Annotated in this window: 12 protein-coding genes; 9 read left to right on the forward strand and 3 right to left on the reverse strand. The window is 37.2% G+C overall.

The genetic code is table 11. The features are described 5' to 3' along the window. Positions 1-330: hypothetical protein (locus PLJ10_08900; GenBank protein ID HOK09764.1), on the forward strand; the 330-nt coding region annotated here is incomplete at its 5' end. A gap of 511 nt (positions 331-841) precedes the next feature. Here PLJ10_08900 and PLJ10_08905 read toward each other — a convergent pair. From PLJ10_08905 to PLJ10_08915, 3 genes are all read right to left on the reverse strand, one after another. Then, positions 842-4,375 carry an NPCBM/NEW2 domain-containing protein gene (locus PLJ10_08905; GenBank protein HOK09765.1) on the reverse strand — a complete coding sequence of 1,178 codons (3,534 nt, stop codon included), beginning with the start codon at positions 4,373-4,375 and terminating at the stop codon, positions 842-844. A 636-nt stretch (positions 4,376-5,011) separates the two neighbouring features. Next, positions 5,012-6,799 (reverse strand): hypothetical protein, encoded by a 1,788-nt coding sequence (locus PLJ10_08910; protein HOK09766.1) that lies wholly within the window; start codon positions 6,797-6,799, stop codon positions 5,012-5,014. Positions 6,800-7,730: 931 nt separating this feature from the next. Next, a complete protein-coding gene (locus tag PLJ10_08915; GenBank protein HOK09767.1) occupies positions 7,731-9,005 on the reverse strand; it encodes a C45 family autoproteolytic acyltransferase/hydrolase in 1,275 nt (424 codons plus the stop codon). Between the two features lie 106 nt (positions 9,006-9,111). On the opposite strand from PLJ10_08915, the gene recG reads away from it, so the two are divergent. From recG to PLJ10_08955, 8 genes are all read left to right on the forward strand, one after another. Then, on the forward strand, positions 9,112-11,121 hold the full coding sequence (gene recG, locus PLJ10_08920; GenBank protein ID HOK09768.1) for an ATP-dependent DNA helicase RecG: 2,010 nt from the start codon (positions 9,112-9,114) through the stop codon (positions 11,119-11,121). Between the two features lie 267 nt (positions 11,122-11,388). Next, positions 11,389-11,652 (forward strand): CopG family transcriptional regulator, encoded by a 264-nt coding sequence (locus PLJ10_08925; protein ID HOK09769.1) that lies wholly within the window; start codon positions 11,389-11,391, stop codon positions 11,650-11,652. 16 nt (positions 11,653-11,668) lie between these two features. Beyond that, entirely contained in the window at positions 11,669-12,556 is an 888-nt protein-coding gene (locus PLJ10_08930) for a zinc ABC transporter substrate-binding protein (GenBank protein ID HOK09770.1), read from the forward strand. Between the two features lie 23 nt (positions 12,557-12,579). Further along, positions 12,580-13,389 carry an ABC transporter ATP-binding protein gene (locus PLJ10_08935; GenBank protein HOK09771.1) on the forward strand — a complete coding sequence of 270 codons (810 nt, stop codon included), beginning with the start codon at positions 12,580-12,582 and terminating at the stop codon, positions 13,387-13,389. Continuing rightward, positions 13,382-14,242, forward strand: a complete 861-nt coding sequence (locus PLJ10_08940; protein HOK09772.1) for a metal ABC transporter permease — start codon at positions 13,382-13,384, stop codon at positions 14,240-14,242. The genes PLJ10_08935 and PLJ10_08940 overlap by 8 nt, the downstream gene beginning before the upstream one ends. Positions 14,243-14,399: 157 nt before the next feature. Further along, complete coding sequence (locus PLJ10_08945; GenBank protein ID HOK09773.1) at positions 14,400-15,059, forward strand: hypothetical protein; 660 nt, start codon at positions 14,400-14,402, stop codon at positions 15,057-15,059. A 12-nt stretch (positions 15,060-15,071) separates the two neighbouring features. Further along, positions 15,072-16,034: a 16S rRNA (adenine(1518)-N(6)/adenine(1519)-N(6))-dimethyltransferase RsmA gene (rsmA, locus tag PLJ10_08950; protein ID HOK09774.1), complete on the forward strand. Its 963-nt coding sequence runs from the start codon at positions 15,072-15,074 to the stop codon at positions 16,032-16,034. 44 nt (positions 16,035-16,078) lie between these two features. Continuing rightward, a complete protein-coding gene (locus PLJ10_08955) occupies positions 16,079-17,173 on the forward strand; it encodes a histidine kinase dimerization/phospho-acceptor domain-containing protein (protein HOK09775.1) in 1,095 nt (364 codons plus the stop codon). The last annotated feature ends 1 nt before the right edge of the window (position 17,174 follow it).

The raw sequence follows: 17,174 nt of genomic DNA on the forward strand, positions 1-17,174 counted from the left end.
TCTCTTATTTTCAGTCCTGATAGTCGTAGGGTGGCGTATTCCGCTAAGCGTGGGGATAAGTGGGTTGTAGTGGTAGACGGGGTAGAAGGCAAGGAATATGATGGGATTGGAGCAGGTTCTCTTATTTTCAGTCCTGATAGTCGTAGGGTGGCGTATTCCGCTAAGCGTGGGGGTAAGTGGGTAGTAGTAGTAGACGGAGTGGAAGGCAAAGAATACGGGGTTGTTCTAACAGGTAGCAACCTTGTCTTCGACTCGCCTACACATTTGCATACTCTCGCTGGCCGTGGTAACGAAGTCTTCCTACTTGAGATAGATATTGTTGAAAAATAGGTAACGTAATCTTAGGATAAAGCGTAGGTAGAACTAAAATATAACAAACGTAATCGTTTTTTGCTCTGCTTCATTTAAAGCGAACACATAAGATTTTTACTTACATTCCTTTTCTCTTCTGCGTAAATCCAGTAATAGGATTGAGGTTAAGATTAACTCATAAAATCATCTTTTCTAAGATTATACTGAATTCGGGTATTCTCTGAAATGCTACTTTTTCTTGGTGACCATTTGTAACCGCAGGAGTTGCACTTGTATATGCATCTTTTTATCCAACCTATTCGTTTGAATTGGTAGTACGGACAATGCGGGTACGTTTTGAGCAGTCTGAGTGCTTGCAGGTATCTGTAAGCGCTCTCTTCCTCTGCTGATATCTTTGCTATTTCCATTATCTCAACTGCTTCTCTTCTTTTTTTATTCTCTCTAATAAAGCATTTCTCTAAAAATTATTCTATGTGAATTAATAATATTTTGATAAATAAAAATATAATTTATAATGTATATAAATTTATTAAAACATACATTTAATAACCCATTTTTCTTCAATCTTACTGGGGGTAGGGAATAGATAGACAACACTTGATTGGGTATCCCAGTTAGCGTATTCGGTAGCATTTACTAAGACCTTTTTAATGGATTTATTGGAAGGATGTCGGATTCTGAGTATTATTTTGCTGAAATCCACATCTTTTTTGAGATATACATTCCCATCTATTTCATTGTTATCTAATGAATATAAATCATAACTTACTTTGCCGAAGTAGGTATCGGCGTTTGTAATTGTAATTTGCTTTCCTGATTCGAGCCAATAGGATGGAACAAATGGTGCCAACCAGAGAACATCTTTATCTTCACGGATAAACATTTTTCGTGTTTGAACAAGGAACCAACCCGTTTCATGTGTTTTATTCCATGCTCCGATATTATGAAAGTGTTCCCAGAATGACAGGTTTTCAGTATTCAATAATGAAGGAATAGCATTAAAATAAGAACGGATAAAAGGCTTTATTTCGTCTCGCATAGCATAAGTTTCCGCTATTCGCGTGTAATAGGGTTGGATTTTTGAAAATCCCCCCAAATTGAATGGGTCTTGTTTATTTCCTTCTTCTGGATAATCTCCTTCACCACTAAAAGCGAACCAGTAATCGGAATGGAGGAACCAGTAATCTTCCATGTGCTGGACAATGTTTTCCGCATCGTTGCTGTATGGCTCCAGTACACCGAGAGGGATTAGATGATGCGGTCCTAATTCAACATCATACGCCCAACTTCTGCCGGCATCTTCTCCGGGAAACATTTCACCGGAGGTGCCGAAGGTATATAAGTTAGGTGGATAGGGTAAAATCCATCTCCCATTTGAAAGCGGTAATACAGGTGTTCTCTCCTTATTCCATTCGAATGCTCTTAAAATAGATGCATTTAAATCCTTTGCTCCTTCTATATATTTATCTGCTAATGGATGGTTTATATCTTTTAATATGGAACCCACTCCATTAAGTCCTGCACAAAAATGTCCCTGGATAGCGAACCGATATGCAAAACGATTCCAATCCGCGCCAACACCTGGTGGCATAAGCCCGTATTCTGGCACTTTATCTCCATTTCCTTCCATTTTTTTCGTTTTCTCACACTGTGCCATTATCCAATCGCAAACTCGGGATAGTTTATCCGCATATTTTGTTAACCATTCTTTATCCCTTGTAAGTCGGTAATGTTCGGCTAATGTCCATAAATGCCAGCCTGTTCCCATTAATGTATACCCTGTGGTCAGATAACCTGCATCATTATACTTGCTTATGAAGTATTCCAGAGATTTCTTCGAAAACTCATGCCAGCCCATAAGGTCCATTCCATATACAATGGAATGAGCTTCACTTTCTAATGGACCGTATGACATAGAGGCTATCCATGGAGCAATTAAATCCTCTTCGGAACGTCCTGCAATTAAACAGTGCACCTGCGATGCTTTAATAACATTGTTAAGTAAGGGTTCAGGTATATCTATTTTCATTGAGTCTGCACATAAGTTTTCCCAGTATTTCACTGTTTCTCCCAGGAGTTCTTCTTCTTTTATTTGCTCTAATACTTTTATATCTATATTTATATCTGATGGGATGATGACAAATAATTTGATAAATGACCCTGGAGATATTGGATGGTTTATAAGAATATTTTCTCCACTTATTTCCCCAATTGAATTCTCTATTTTGCAAATACCTACTATCTTCTCTTGCTTCTTTACAACTATAATATTATGTTTCTTTTCTAATTCTGCTTTTATTCCCTCTTTTTTGTTGGAGTAAAAAGAAAGAGAGAAATCTGGAGTTTTTTCTTTCACATCATTATTTTTTATTTCAAAATCCGAAATACACAAAGATTTTTTTTCTTTATAGGGAGCAACAAAGGTTCTTAAAAAATATGTAATGCCGTTATCATTTTTTTCAATTACAGGGATAGGGAGCCAGGCATTATAAAGAGTGCGTTTTAATTTGTCGGTATTCCCCATACGAACCTTCATAAAAAGGTCGTTAAACTGGATAGAACCTTCTCTCTCCACAATGAATTTATTATTATCACACGCAAGGGATAGCATCGTGGGTCCATTATCCTGAATGGGACGGTGAATCTTTTCCATGGCATTTGGAAAAGTTTGTTCTGGAAGAGAACGGACGCTATCAAGAACACTTTGCTTGCCTTCTATCGTCTTTTTGTATTCATTTATTGTAAGAGAGGAAGATTGTAAAACTGCGAAAACACCTGCAGAAGGCACATAAACACAGGGATGGCTCATGATGTCCTCAACTGCAATACAAAACTTTGTATCTGGCAAACGAATCCATAACAGGGTTCTATCCCCTTTATCACTTCGAGGGACACTATAAAGGAGATTAAGTGTTAATGGCTCAGGAAGTTTCCATATTTGATTTAACGGATGTAACGATTCTAAAAACTTTCCATTATAAATCTGAAGGGTTGCCTGAGTATTTGTATCGTTTTTTTCTTTTTCCAATCTTATAACGGTTTTTTCCCAGTATGAATTGCTATATGCATTCAATTTTTTTATATATAGTGGTTTGTCAGTTTCAAAGACCCATCTAACTTTTTCTGTGCCTTTCCAGATAAAAAGATTATCCCGCCATGGTATATGCAAAGCACATTGGGTCCCTTTCATTTCAATCTCACCATTTACATTTTGCCATTTCCCCTGCCATGGAGATTCTCCTGTCCAGACTTCTACTCTGATTTTTGAGGGGGTATTATCATCAGCAAATTCAATTTCAAGATCTGTTAATTTTCGTCTTTCATACCAACGCAATCCAATACATTTTAATCCTTCGTAATCTGGGACTTCGTATAATCCACTTTCCTGTAAAGTTATTTTTTTCTCCAAAAACACATCCTCTGGCGGGAACTCTTCTACTCTGGAACAACGAGCCCCTTCATATCTTCTCGGGTCGCAGGTAATCACATCTGCAAACGATGCAATATCTAGATTATTATCTTTGTTTGTTTTTTCTTCATTTCCCGTTAAAATCAATTTTGCATCTGCCCAGTTTGCACAATCACAGGTAATACCATCATTCCCATCTTTAACCACAAGACGCAGTTCACGGGCGTTATCTAAGTTAATCTTAACAGGCACTGGAGAATCTAATTCCCGTATTACACCACTGTCCCAGCGTTTCTCATCGTCCACAAATATCTGGAAAATCACACTGCCTGTATTTGTCCCACTTTGTTTTTGAACCCCCACTTCACATTCAAAATGTTTATATTTACCACCTAAATCAACTACAATCTCTCCTACTGCATGATGTCCTATACCTTTCTGATATTTTTTCTCCCCTATTTGCAACTCCATTGGAGTTTGCCCTGAAGCATGTGCAGAGACATCCCAGCCCGTCTCTCCCCAGCCCTGTGTAATCGAAATAATACGCTCTGGCATATCACTCAAATATACCATCTTGTCTGAGAAACATGGCAAAGATATGACAAATAAGCAAATCATTATTAGTCTGTGTATCTTTAATAGAGTTCTTATCATTCTGCTATCTCCTTATAAGTAGAAGCCTTTCTTCATTTATCGTATAACCTTTAACCAGAGGTTCTTTAAGCGTTTTAGTTGCCCAGATATGAAATTATGTTACTTTTTTTGAATTAACACGATAACCAATAGAAATAATCATGTCTAATTATATAGGTTCATCTTTCTAATTTTTCCATCAGAGGAAACCTGTGCAATTTTTACACAGGTTGATTTTTCGTTTAACTCATTTGATTTGTATATATTTTTGATATGTTTGGCAATAATTGTCCTATCAATTTCAAAAAGTTTTGCAATTAAATGTGGATCAAGTCAAATAGTGTCTTTTTCAGGTTTAACTTGAATTTCAGGTCCATTTGGAAATTCATAAGTCACAATTTTACCTTCATTGAAATCATCTTTTTGTTTCATTTGTAGTATCCCTATTAACGTCAAATTAAATATCAGATTTAACCAACCTCTCTATTTTGTTGTAATAGTTTGATGTTATTTTTATGAAACTGATGTAATTGCATCTATCTTCTATCTTAACATAGTGGTTCACTAATCCTATACGTAGAATGTACGCGATAAACACACATGTAAGGATGTTGATAATACCTTTGTAATTACAAGTAGTATGGCAGGCAAATACTGCTAATGCGTATATAATTCTGTGGGGATATTACCATTCCAGCGGGACCATGTATCGCAATTTCTATTAATTGTTTCACCATTGATGGATTTAATCACCCACATTCCCGCAGGTGCGTTAACATCGTATTCGATTTTATTATCATCTAAAAACACGAAGGATGAATATATTTTTTCTCTCGAAGGATTTTTGTTGATGAGTTCTGATAACAATTTGTTGGGAGAAAGGTTATTTCTATCGGGTAAATACAATAAACCAAATTTCTCATCATTATAAACACAAACATACAAACCACTTGCACATTCAGGTGCAAAAACGAACCACGCTTCCTTCTGAGCAACGGGAGTATATTGTGGTGGAATAGATACGGGGGAATTTCCTACTGCAAATCTTTTGTAAACACCTGTATTGTTCCAGCACCACCATTTGCCCTTGCCTTTTATATGAAAGCATTTATTAATGTCTACTTCTCTATCATTTAATAATAAGGTTGTAGGTCTCGGAATAATCATGGCTCGCAGACCTCTATATACTCCTCCTGCACTAATTAGATATTCCGTCCCTCCACTGTATATTTCAGGAGTTCCATTTTCCCCATAACCTATCTGAACAAAATAATCATGAGGTTTTTCACTTGCCCACTTCTTCACAATAGGAGGGACAGTGTATGGAGATAATACAGCAAAAAGAATTCGGGAATGTCGGGTCATTTCCTTGCCCGGGGCATTATCGCTTTCAGGCAGACACCACCATCGCATTAATGCAGTATGTGGGTCAATCACTAAAGATGTCGTATCGGCATATTCAAATCTACGACGGAAAGGGGCACATCTACGGAACTGTAAACTACCTAATGCATATTTCCAATTAATACTATCTAATACCTTATGTGCTCTAACCCTTATCTCTGTCGAATCAGGAAATTCTTCCAGATTTAGCAATGCCTGAACCGCATATAACAAGTAAGGAATGGAATTAAACTCATATTCACCATTCATAAGCATATCTTCAAGATAATCAATAAGCCACCTCTCCAAACCATTAGTTTTGTTATCATATTCGGGCTTCCCAGGTGTAATTGTGGAACTTCCATATTTAAATAGCCACTGATTTTTCAAATACCTACTACTTTCCGTCATCAAATGATGGTTTTCTGTATCACGAACCCAACCCAGGGATTTGGGAACAGCAATTCTCGGCTTTCCTCCTTCTTCTACTAACCCGACATTAAGCACATGTTCCAATGTCTCCTGGTAAATCAATTTCGGATTATCTCCAAAAAGATACATAATCCTCGTAAGCACCACCTCCGTAAAATCATAATCCCCTTTAAACAAAAACCATGAAGAACCGCTGTATGACCAAGGTTTCAATTCCTGCAAATATTTATTTACTTCTTCTACATCTTTACCACAGGCAAGTTTTGCCAGGCATATATACGGTGAACTGCTTCTTTTTTCCGCCTTTACCAAAGGTTTCTTCGCAACCGATTCTATGAATTCTTTTGCATAATCATTATTATAAGACAATTTTCCATTCTCATTATTTAGTAGAACCTCATCATTCCATTTTGGTCCTGCTTCTCCCCAGGATAAATGTGGAATCGGTTTTCGCCCTGCACCTAATAACTCATCCACCAACGACGGCAAAAATAAGAAGGCAGTCATAAGAAAGCAAATCCCAGGAAAACTATAAAGGGACACTTTCACTAACAATGATAGTAAAATATAAGAAAAATAATTTTCTTCATTATTTTCGCTTTGTTCAAAGAACTTATTAAAATTTGACATAAACAGTTTTTCCTTTATTATCTTTTCTATCAAATGGGTTTAATAATACCATACATAGAAATTTATTATGTAAAAAGTAAACTTTACAGGTATTTAGAAATAAGAAAGAGAATAGGCAAATAATAACAGGAAAACAAGGAGCGGTGGATATGGCTGGGATGAAATATCAACCTAATGCTAAAACAATGGCTTAACTGGGCAAGATAATAAAGAAGTTAAAGGAATCCGTGATGGGTTTTGTGAAGCAGTTGAGGTTAAGCCACAAACAGTATGTTAGTGGAAGCATAGAGAGAAATTAACAGACAGGTCATTTCGTCTCCATCAGTTAAAGGTGGTGTCTAATCTGTCGTAGGAGTCGGTAATATGTTATGTTAGGTGAGGCATAGTACGGGGCTGGGGATTGATGGTTTAGTGCGGTATCAAAACTGTTCATTCCAAAGGGGAATAAAGGAAATGTATTTCGGTATTTGTATAGGCATGTGGTTATTAAGAGGAGATAAAACAATGATTTACCCGCCCATATACATCGAAAACCAATGAATTAGCTGAATGCTTGAACGGTAGGATAGTGGAGGATTCTTCTGCAACATTACTTTACAGGTTACAATAAGTTAATGGATAGGTCAAATCACACGTCTATTGTTATAGCTTTGTTTACAGAAGGTGGAATTAAATAACGAGTTCTAAAAAAAAGTATTCACAACAACACATCCGTTTGAATCTTCATTTGTCCCCTCTTTAAAAAACTATTAATATTAAATACAGTTCTAAAGTAAAAAGTCCCTTGTAGCGTACAAAATTCAGTATGTGCACATTCTACAGGCTTGTATACAACACGCTGTCGCCATGGTCCGTAGATTTTACTGTAATCTATTTCAAGATGAAATATTAAATGGCAGATGGAAATAAATTTATGATAATACGTTATAATTTATTGAATGATTTTTGCATTATTTTTGCGGTTGGGATCGAATAGTTCTTTCATCTTATAATGGATGTATGGTTGTTTTGCGGCGTCTTCTTTCCCTTTAGCGTGTGCTACCCATAATTCAAGGTCTGTCGGGCAATATAAAACGCTATGAAGGTTAACATTGACCATTGCAACAGCCTTCAGGATTTCAAGGGCTATGTTCTGGTCAATCTTGCCGTAATTTTCCTTAATCCGTGTTGCCATCCCTTTGTATCGGTGGTCATAAGAATTAGAACCGTAAGGCATGTTTGGTGCATTGGCACAGGTTTGTAAGGAGCGAATTCTCGGGTCCATTGCCTCATCTGCACGCATAACTGCATTTGGGATGGGAATAGCATACTCAACAGTTTCCTTTGGGTCATTATCGGTAAAAATAGCGACATGATGAGCACAGGTTTCAAATGCCAGTGCACGATTATCATCTCCATCCGCAATTACATAGTTATATCCAACGGTATGCCGTGCAGATTTGATAATGTCGGAGGCCTTATCTAATGTTGAAGCCTCTTCAAGGATACGGCGGAGTAAGAATTCCAGTGGAATGCCATCAATACGTCGGTCTTTGTTGGTTGCACCAATTTGAGCGATGGATACGCCACGCATGTTCATTCCTGACAATACCCCGATTGCACAGGCATAGCCAACCGAAACAAAAGAGTTTAGCCCTTCAGGTTCATAACAAAAGAGGACTGCAGTGTCCTGAATACCTGCTTCCATAATCCAGTCGAAATTTCTGCCATGATATAATTTGCCATCGGTAGTTGCTTCTCCCCACACTGCAAAAGAACTGCAACCCCGTTCTGTAATAACAGAAACGACATGAACTCTCCGTAAATCCTGCAATTTTACACCTGCACCATCAGCCAATCCTTCCAGTTCACGTTCATATCTTGGTGGAATATGAGGTGAACATAAACGCCATGTTATGTCTAAAATTAACTTCGCCGCAAATTTTGGTAGTCCCACTTCCCTTTTTGCCAATTCCAGAAGTTCGTCAAATCGTGTTAAACTTTTACGAACCACATCTTTCAGCAATACACCACGTTGAAACCCCATTTCATAAGGTGTTCCTTTTAAGTGAAGAACCTTTGTGCCTTCCACTTCTTCTAAAAAAGCCTTTTGCACATCCACGTTCTCTTTTGGTCCACGTATCGGGTATAACCAAAAATAAAATCCAGCGATTAACACAACAATAACAAATAGGACAGGTAGAAGAAATTTAATTTTCCGTTTCATGTTCTATACTCCTGTGATTGATTTGTTTATGACGGGAAGCAATCTAAAAAGAAAGAATATAATATTCTATAACAAGAATGACATTTAGTATTACAGGAATGTTTCAATGGGTGCAAAAAAGAATCTCGCATCTACATATCCACATCATTGGGATGTATCAATTTCAGAACTTCCAGAAATTGGTAAAAGCCGTGAACGGCGACTAAATCAGATGGGTATTTATACCGTGAAGGACCTATTGCTCTACCCACCTCGTAGGTATGAAGACCGAAGAAATATTTGCACCATTAACTCAATTAGAAACGGCAATAAATATACCTTGTTGGTAACGGTTGAAAAGGCAAGGCGTATTTTTCTATCGAAAGGTATTCAACAAGCACGGGTTATGTTCAAAGATGATACGGGCAACTTAGAGGCAATTTTTTGGGGAAGAGGCTATCTTATTAATTATGTGTTTCAAACGGGAAAGAAATTTTTCTTATACGGTTCTATCGAAAAATTTAATTCCAGATTCGTGATGAATAATCCAGAGTATGAAGAGTATGTTCCTGAAGAAGAGAGCATCCACACTTCCCGTTTAGTGCCTATTTACACCGTAACTGAGGGTATTTCGCTTCGCTCATTTCGTAGATGGATTTATGAAGTATTGACGCAAATTTTAATTGATGATACATTATCTGAAGAATTCATCAATGCCCGTGGATTTATGACGTTACAAGATGCCATAAGAAAACTACACTTCCCAGATTCTATCGAAGAGATAGAACAGGCACGCCAACGTTTAGCCTATGATGAAGTGTTGAAATTACAAAAAGAATGGTTAACATGGAGAACAACAAACCTCGCATCAGAACATATATGTAGACATAGAATTAATGGTTCACTTCTTAAAACATTCCAAAAAAGCCTTCCCTTTAGTTTGACTAATGCACAGAAACGGGTTATAGATGAAGTATTACATGATATGAGTTCAAATAAACAAATGCTGAGGCTTATTCAAGGCGATGTCGGTTGTGGCAAAACACTGGTGGCTGTACATGCCTTACTCTCTGCTGTAGATAGTGGCTATCAAACTGTTTTAATGGCTCCTACTGAAATATTGGCAGAACAACACTATTTAAATATTCAACATTTCCTTAACGTCCTACCTGTTCAGGTAGCATTACTCACAGGTTCTGTAAGGAATGCTAAAGAAATACGTCAAAAGATAGCCAATGGTAAGGTAAATATTGTCATTGGAACCCATGCTTTAATTCAGGATACGACACAGTTCCAAAATTTAGGGTTGGTCGTAATTGACGAACAGCACCGTTTTGGAGTGATGCAGAGGAAAAAATTGCGAATGAAGGGTCAGGCTCCCGATATTTTATATCTCACTGCAACACCTATTCCGCGAACTCTCGCCCTAACTGTTTATGGAGGTATGGATATTAGTATCATTGACGAATTACCATCAGGTAGAAAACCTGTTAAGACTCATATTGTCCGTGAAGAAAAAAGAGAGGATTTACTGAACTTTATAATAAAGCAGGCTCAGAACGGTTTTGCCACCTATTGGGTTTGCCCAAGCATTGAGGAATCAACTCATAAGGAGAACCTTAAACCTTTATTCAATATCTATGAAACACTGCGTAACGGTGCTTTTTCAACATTACGAACAGACTTGCTCCATGGGAGGTTATCTTTTAATGAGAAAGCAGAGGTAATGAATCGCCTTGGAAAAGGAGAAATTGATGTCTTGTTCTGTACCACAGTCATTGAGGTTGGTGTTGATATTCCACATGCTACTACACTTGTTATAGAAAATGCTGATTGTTTTGGACTTGCTCAGCTTCACCAATTACGCGGTCGAGTTGGGAGAAGTTCTTATGATTCGTTTTGTTTCTTGGTACCTACCTCCCTTAATTCCGCTGGTATCGAACGATTAAAAATTCTATGTCAAACAAATAATGGATTTGAAATTGCTGAACAAGACCTGCTTCTCCGCGGGCACGGTGAACTTGGTGGCTTACGACAAGCAGGTATGTCTGACCTTAAATTTATCGATTTTAGCCATGACTTGCAAATTATTCAACAGGCAAGAAATGATGCCCAAATATTGGTATGCAAGAGATAGTATTGCTTTACTATTTTGATATTCTTTTGATAATGCTGTTTGTCCATCTATTCAATTCATCATGAACAAAAAATGAATATAATATGAAAATCATTTGAGGGCTGTTGAAATTCATGTACTTATAGTTTTCGTGTCAATTTATTTAAAGATGCTCAGAAATTACTAACACGTGTGTATAAGTTCTAATTGACATTTTATATATGGATATGGTATTACAATGTATTACCTGCGTTTTCTATAAACAAAGTTAAAGGAGTAATAATGACTATGAGTTCTGAACCGCAAGTTATTTCATTCAAAGCAGACAAAGCCCTTTGGGAGGCATTAGAAGGAATGACGAACCGCTCTGAATTTATTCGCAATGCTATTTTAATGGCACTGGATAATGTTTGCCCTCTGTGTGGTGGAACAGGTTTGATTTCAGCATCACAGAGAAATCATTTACAGAATTTTTTAAAACATCACGAGGTTGTTATTTGCAAAGAATGCAATCAACGACATTTAACCTGCACTCATACACCAAAGAAGTAACAAGGCTTACTAACCCATGAAAATGCGATTGTATACTTGTATATTTTTTGCACTGGTTTTTAATTTATTCAGCCCATTTTGTTTATGGGCAATAGAGGAAGGGAACGTTTATTATGCAGGGATTCCACCAGTTGCAGGGATTCTTGACCGTCTTATACTTCCACAGGAGCAGGTGCAGGTAATATGTGCTTCCAATGTGAATCCTCATACCTTTGATATATCCCCATCACAATTGCAGAAACTGACACATGCCAAAGCATTTTTTCATACCAACTTTCCTTACGAATTGAAGATTGTAAAAACATTGGAAACCACGAAAAACAATGTGCAATGTGTGGATGTTACGCAGAATGTCCACTGGCGGGAAGAGCGTATTCATTCTCACTACGAACATAGGCTTTCTCAACAGTATGGAGGAAATAATGATTTGCATTGTTGGCTTAGTCCCGAAAACTTAAAGATAATGTCTTTCACTATATACTCAACGTTAGTCAGGAATAATCCCGAAAAGAAAGATGTATATCAGGTGAATTATAAAAAATGGCTAAGTGACCTTGAAGAGATAGATAAAAAAATCAAAGAGATATTATTGCCTCATAAAGGAAAACGTTTTTTTGTATATCATCCTGCTTTTGGTTATTTTGCGGAATCGTATGGTTTGCACGAGGTTTATATTGAGATGGAAGGGAAGACTCCATCGCCAAAACAAATGCAAACACTATTCGAACAGATGAAGAGAGAAGGGACTCGGGTAATTTTTATTCAACCTCAATTTGACCCAAAACCCGCAGAGATTATTGCAAATGCTATTGGAGGGAGAGTGGAGGTGATGAACGATTTTGAACGGGATGTGTTAAATCAATTTTTGTTCATTGCGGAGAAAATATCCGATTCCTATAAATAAGAAAGAGAGATTTAAAAAACATTATGACAGAAAGAATAACAACAAGTAATTCATCAACCACATTACCTAAAAAAGGGGATACTATTCCAGCGGTTTGTATACGGGATATGTATTTTACTTATCAAAAAGAGTATATCCTTGAAAATGTAAATCTGGATATATTTGCTCGGGAATTTGTTTCTATTATAGGTCCTAACGGCAGTGGCAAAACGACCCTATTAAAACTCATGTTAGGACTTTTACAACCTCAAAAAGGGAATATCCTCATTTTTGGTGAGAAACCAGAGAGAAATCGTGACCGAATCGGCTATGTACCACAATATTTCCAGTTAGATATGTCTTTCCCAGCGACCGTATTAGAAGTCGTTTTAATGGGGTTAGTCCACAAACAGCAATGGCTACGTTTTTCAGCCTCTGCGAGGGAAAAAGCCCGAGATGCATTAGATATTGTGGGGTTAGGTTCATTATCGAAAGAAATGTTTTGTAATCTTTCAGGAGGCCAACGCCAACGTGTATTAATTGCCCGTGCCCTAGTGAGCCAGCCGAAAATTCTTCTGTTTGATGAACCTACAGCACATGTAGATACAGTTGCAGAAAAGAATTTGATGGATTTATTGAAGCAAATTAGCCGTGAGTTAACAGTTATTTTGGTTTCCCATGACTTAGGGGTTGTTTCCGAATATGTAGATACAGTTGTGTGCGTTAATAGAACCGTCCAGAAACATCCAACAAATGAGCTTACTGGTGCGATTATCCGAGAATTGTACGGTAGCCATATTGAGTTGGTTCATCATGGATTTATTCACACTCAGGAGCGACATAACCATGAATGAACTATGGCATACATTCATTGACCCTAATTTTCCATTTCTAAGATATGTCTTTGTATCGGGGATATTGGCAAGTATTAGTTTCGGCATCGTCGGCTCGTATGTTGTTACTAAAAATATGGTTTCATTGGTAGGTGCCATATCTCATTCTGTGCTTGCTGGGGTCGGTTTGGCTCTATTCCTTCAACATCGATACCAGATAGGCTTTATTACACCTTTTTATGGGGCACTATTCGCAGGTATACTATCCGCTATTATTATTTCTTTGGTATCTAAATACATTACAGGGAGACAAGATGCGGTTATCGGTGCCATCTGGGCTGTTGGGATGGCGATAGGGATGGTATTTTTAGCATATACCCCTGGCTATGTTGACCCGATGAGTTATCTTTTCGGTAGCACCATGCTTATTACAAAGAATGAAATAAAGAATCTTATCTTTTTGGATATTATCATTCTTGCTATTGCTTTTGTATATTATCCTCAGTTCTGGGCTTATTGTTTTGATGAGGAATTTGCCCGTGTGAGGAATGTTCCTGTCATGTTTCTGAATATGCTTTTACTAATTATGTCTGCGGTTACAGTGGTGATGATGATGCCTATGGTTGGAATTATTCTTGTCTTGGCTCAATTGTCTCTTCCCGTACTAATTGCAGAGCAATTTGTATCACGTCTCTCATTATTAATGTTGGGCTCCATTATCCTTTGTATGTTGACCAGTACTATAGGACTCATGGGCAGTTATAAACTTGACCTACCCGCTGGGCCCGTTATCGTCCTTACCTCCATGAGTATCTATATCCTTGTATACCTCTTCAAATTAATAAAGAAAACTATAAACAAAATCTCTCCATAAAAACGTTTTTTAAATCCGTCCGCATCCACTCGTAGGTTATTTTCGTTTATTGTGAGGTTCCAATTATCTATAAACAAAGAATGTAAGTATCTCTTAATATACATTTTTCGTTATAATATACGTTTAATATAGAATTTTAAGTTAGAGAGGTTCATTTATGAAATCATGTTTTTTTGTATTTGTATCTTTGTTTATAGTTATATTTTCTACTTTATTTAGTGCCTGTATTCCGAGTACACCACCACAAGGAGATATAAAGGTTGAGACAAATTCAGGACAACCATCAGAAATATCAGGTGTAAGTCCGACTTCATCTACAACACCTATACAGGAAACAGCACCACCTACTACCAAGGATAACGAATCGGCGAAACCTGACGAAAAGAACAAACAAAAAGTAAACAAGTCAACAATTCGCTTTGGTATGCCTGGAGCAGGAATCCCATTTTCTATTCAACAATCCCCCTTAGTCGGAGATGACGGTTTTTCGATTAAAGGTTCATTTGGACTAAGTGGAACGATAACACGCCCAGATAAGAACAAAGACCTCTGGGTCTTTGCAGGGCAATTTGAATTTCCTTCGGAAGAATATAAAGCGGGTGAACCGAGTTATATTATTATAAACGCCCCAGCTGAATATTATTCACAAAATAAACCGTTAGACCCGTCTTTTATACCGCAGGTTATGATAACAATTCCTATGAAATTACCGAAGGATGCAAAAGATGAGAAAGGGAATGTTAAGGTTCCTTTCCGTATTGAAATTCCTGTTTCTGCAAAAGCCAAATTTATGTTTACAATGGTAGATAGTCCGTGATATTATAACTCTATGAAAAATCAAAATCACCGGGAAATAGAAAACGCACCTTGTATATCTGCTCCCCATAATAGTTCTGTCCATGTAGATAAGCCTCCCCTTAGAGATTTGTGCAGGCAGTATAACATACGACTTAAAAAGCGATTAGGACAGAATTTGCTTTTAGATGATAATATTCACCGCATTATGATTGAAGCGGGAGGGTTAAACAAAGAAGATGCTGTCATAGAAGTAGGCGCTGGACTGGGTGCTTTAACATGGCATATTGTTCACTATGCAGGTAGAGTTTTAGCCGTAGAAATAGACCCTTCTTTTATGCCTTGTCTGGAAAACCGTTTTGGTCATTTACCACATGTAAAATTATTTCGGGGAGATATTCTAAATCACGAAATCTCAGATTTGATAGATACATTTTTACCAGGTGCAAGCCATTACAAAATGCTTTCAAATCTCCCTTATTACATTACAACCCCAGTATTATTTCATTTTTTAGAGTGCTCTGTAAATTTTGAACGAATTGTGGTTATGGTCCAATATGAGGTTGGTGCACGAATGTCTGCTATTGCTGGGACAAAGGACTATGGAGTTCTGAGTTTGGCAATTCAATCCCTTTACCATGTGGATTTAGTCCACTTTGTTCCACGAACCTGTTTTGTCCCACGTCCAGAGGTGGACAGTTGTATTGTCCGTTTACGAAAGATTAACCCACCTATAATATCGCTCGAAAAACGGAAACATGTATTACAGGTTATTCATGCTTGCTTCTCACAACGGAGAAAGAACCTTAAAAATGCATTAGGGAAATCTCCCTTGTTGCAATTACCAATGTCATCGGTTCTGGAAGGGCTTCAAATTGCAGGAATTGACCCTACACGGCGAGCTGAAACACTCACCTGGGACGATTTTGTACGACTAACAGAGATTTTCGAAACATTAAGGTCAGAAAAAGAAAAATCGCAAAACCTCTCTCATTAATAAATAAAATATAAACATTAAATTATTTAGGTTATGAATACAATATGAATGAATTATTAACACAGGTTATACAACAATTAGAAAGTGGCATTATTATCGTAGATAAGGATGGAAGCGTTTTAATTGCAAATCCATCCGCAGTAAGATTTCTAAAACTACCTCAAGAAATAGATTTGCAAAAGTGTAATATCTTCGAAGTCAAAGAGTTATCTCCTTTCGTAAATATCTATTGTGAGATACTCGCAAGTAAAAAACCCGTTATACGAAAAAGAATAATTATTTCTGGACAAGGTAAAGACATAGTTTTGGGCTTAAATGGCTCTCCAATCATGGAGGAAGGCAACCTTCTCGGGGTTGTATTTTTATTTACCGATTTAACAGATATTGAAAAGATTCAACAAGAATTAGAAATGTATAAACAATTAGAACACATCGGCGAATTGACAGCGGAAATGGTACATGAATTTCGTAATCCTTTAAGTGTTATTTCAGGAATTACTGAATTTTTAATTGATAAGTTCTCTACTAACTCAGATTTGGTCAGTAATTTGAAATATATATTAGGCGAAACGGAGCAAATAAATCTTTTAATTGCTCGATATTTAAGTTTTGCAAAACTTAAAGAAATAAATATAGAGAAACAAACTACTGATTATATTATTCAACGGGCTATCTCGCTTTGCTCTAATATTATCAAGAAATATAATGCGACTATCGATGTAGAAGAGATACCTAAACCACTCAGGTTCATATTTGCAGATAGCGAAAAATTAGCTGGTGCCTTATCCAATCTAATCCGCAATGCTGTTGAGGGGCAATATGAACAACAGAGGATTTGGGTTCGTCTCTCGGTCTATGAAAAGGAAGGAGAGATAGTGTTTCGTATTGAAGGAGCTGAACCGTTCTCACTGGAAAACACGGAAGAAATTGATTTGGCTGATAGCTACGCTGATAGGAAAAAGGGAGGGACAAGAATAGAACTTTCCGCGTTACGTTTCATTATATTAGCCCATCGTGGGTGGATACGTTCCTACCAACGAAAACCATTAGGTATTGCATACGAAATTGGAATACCATTAAATCTACGAGAAAATATATCCATTGATACTACCAAACTATCCGAAGCTGATAACGTATAAA

Origin of the sequence: Candidatus Hydrogenedens sp. (assembly GCA_035361075.1) — a bacterium.
GTDB lineage: Bacteria > Hydrogenedentota > Hydrogenedentia > Hydrogenedentales > Hydrogenedentaceae > Hydrogenedens.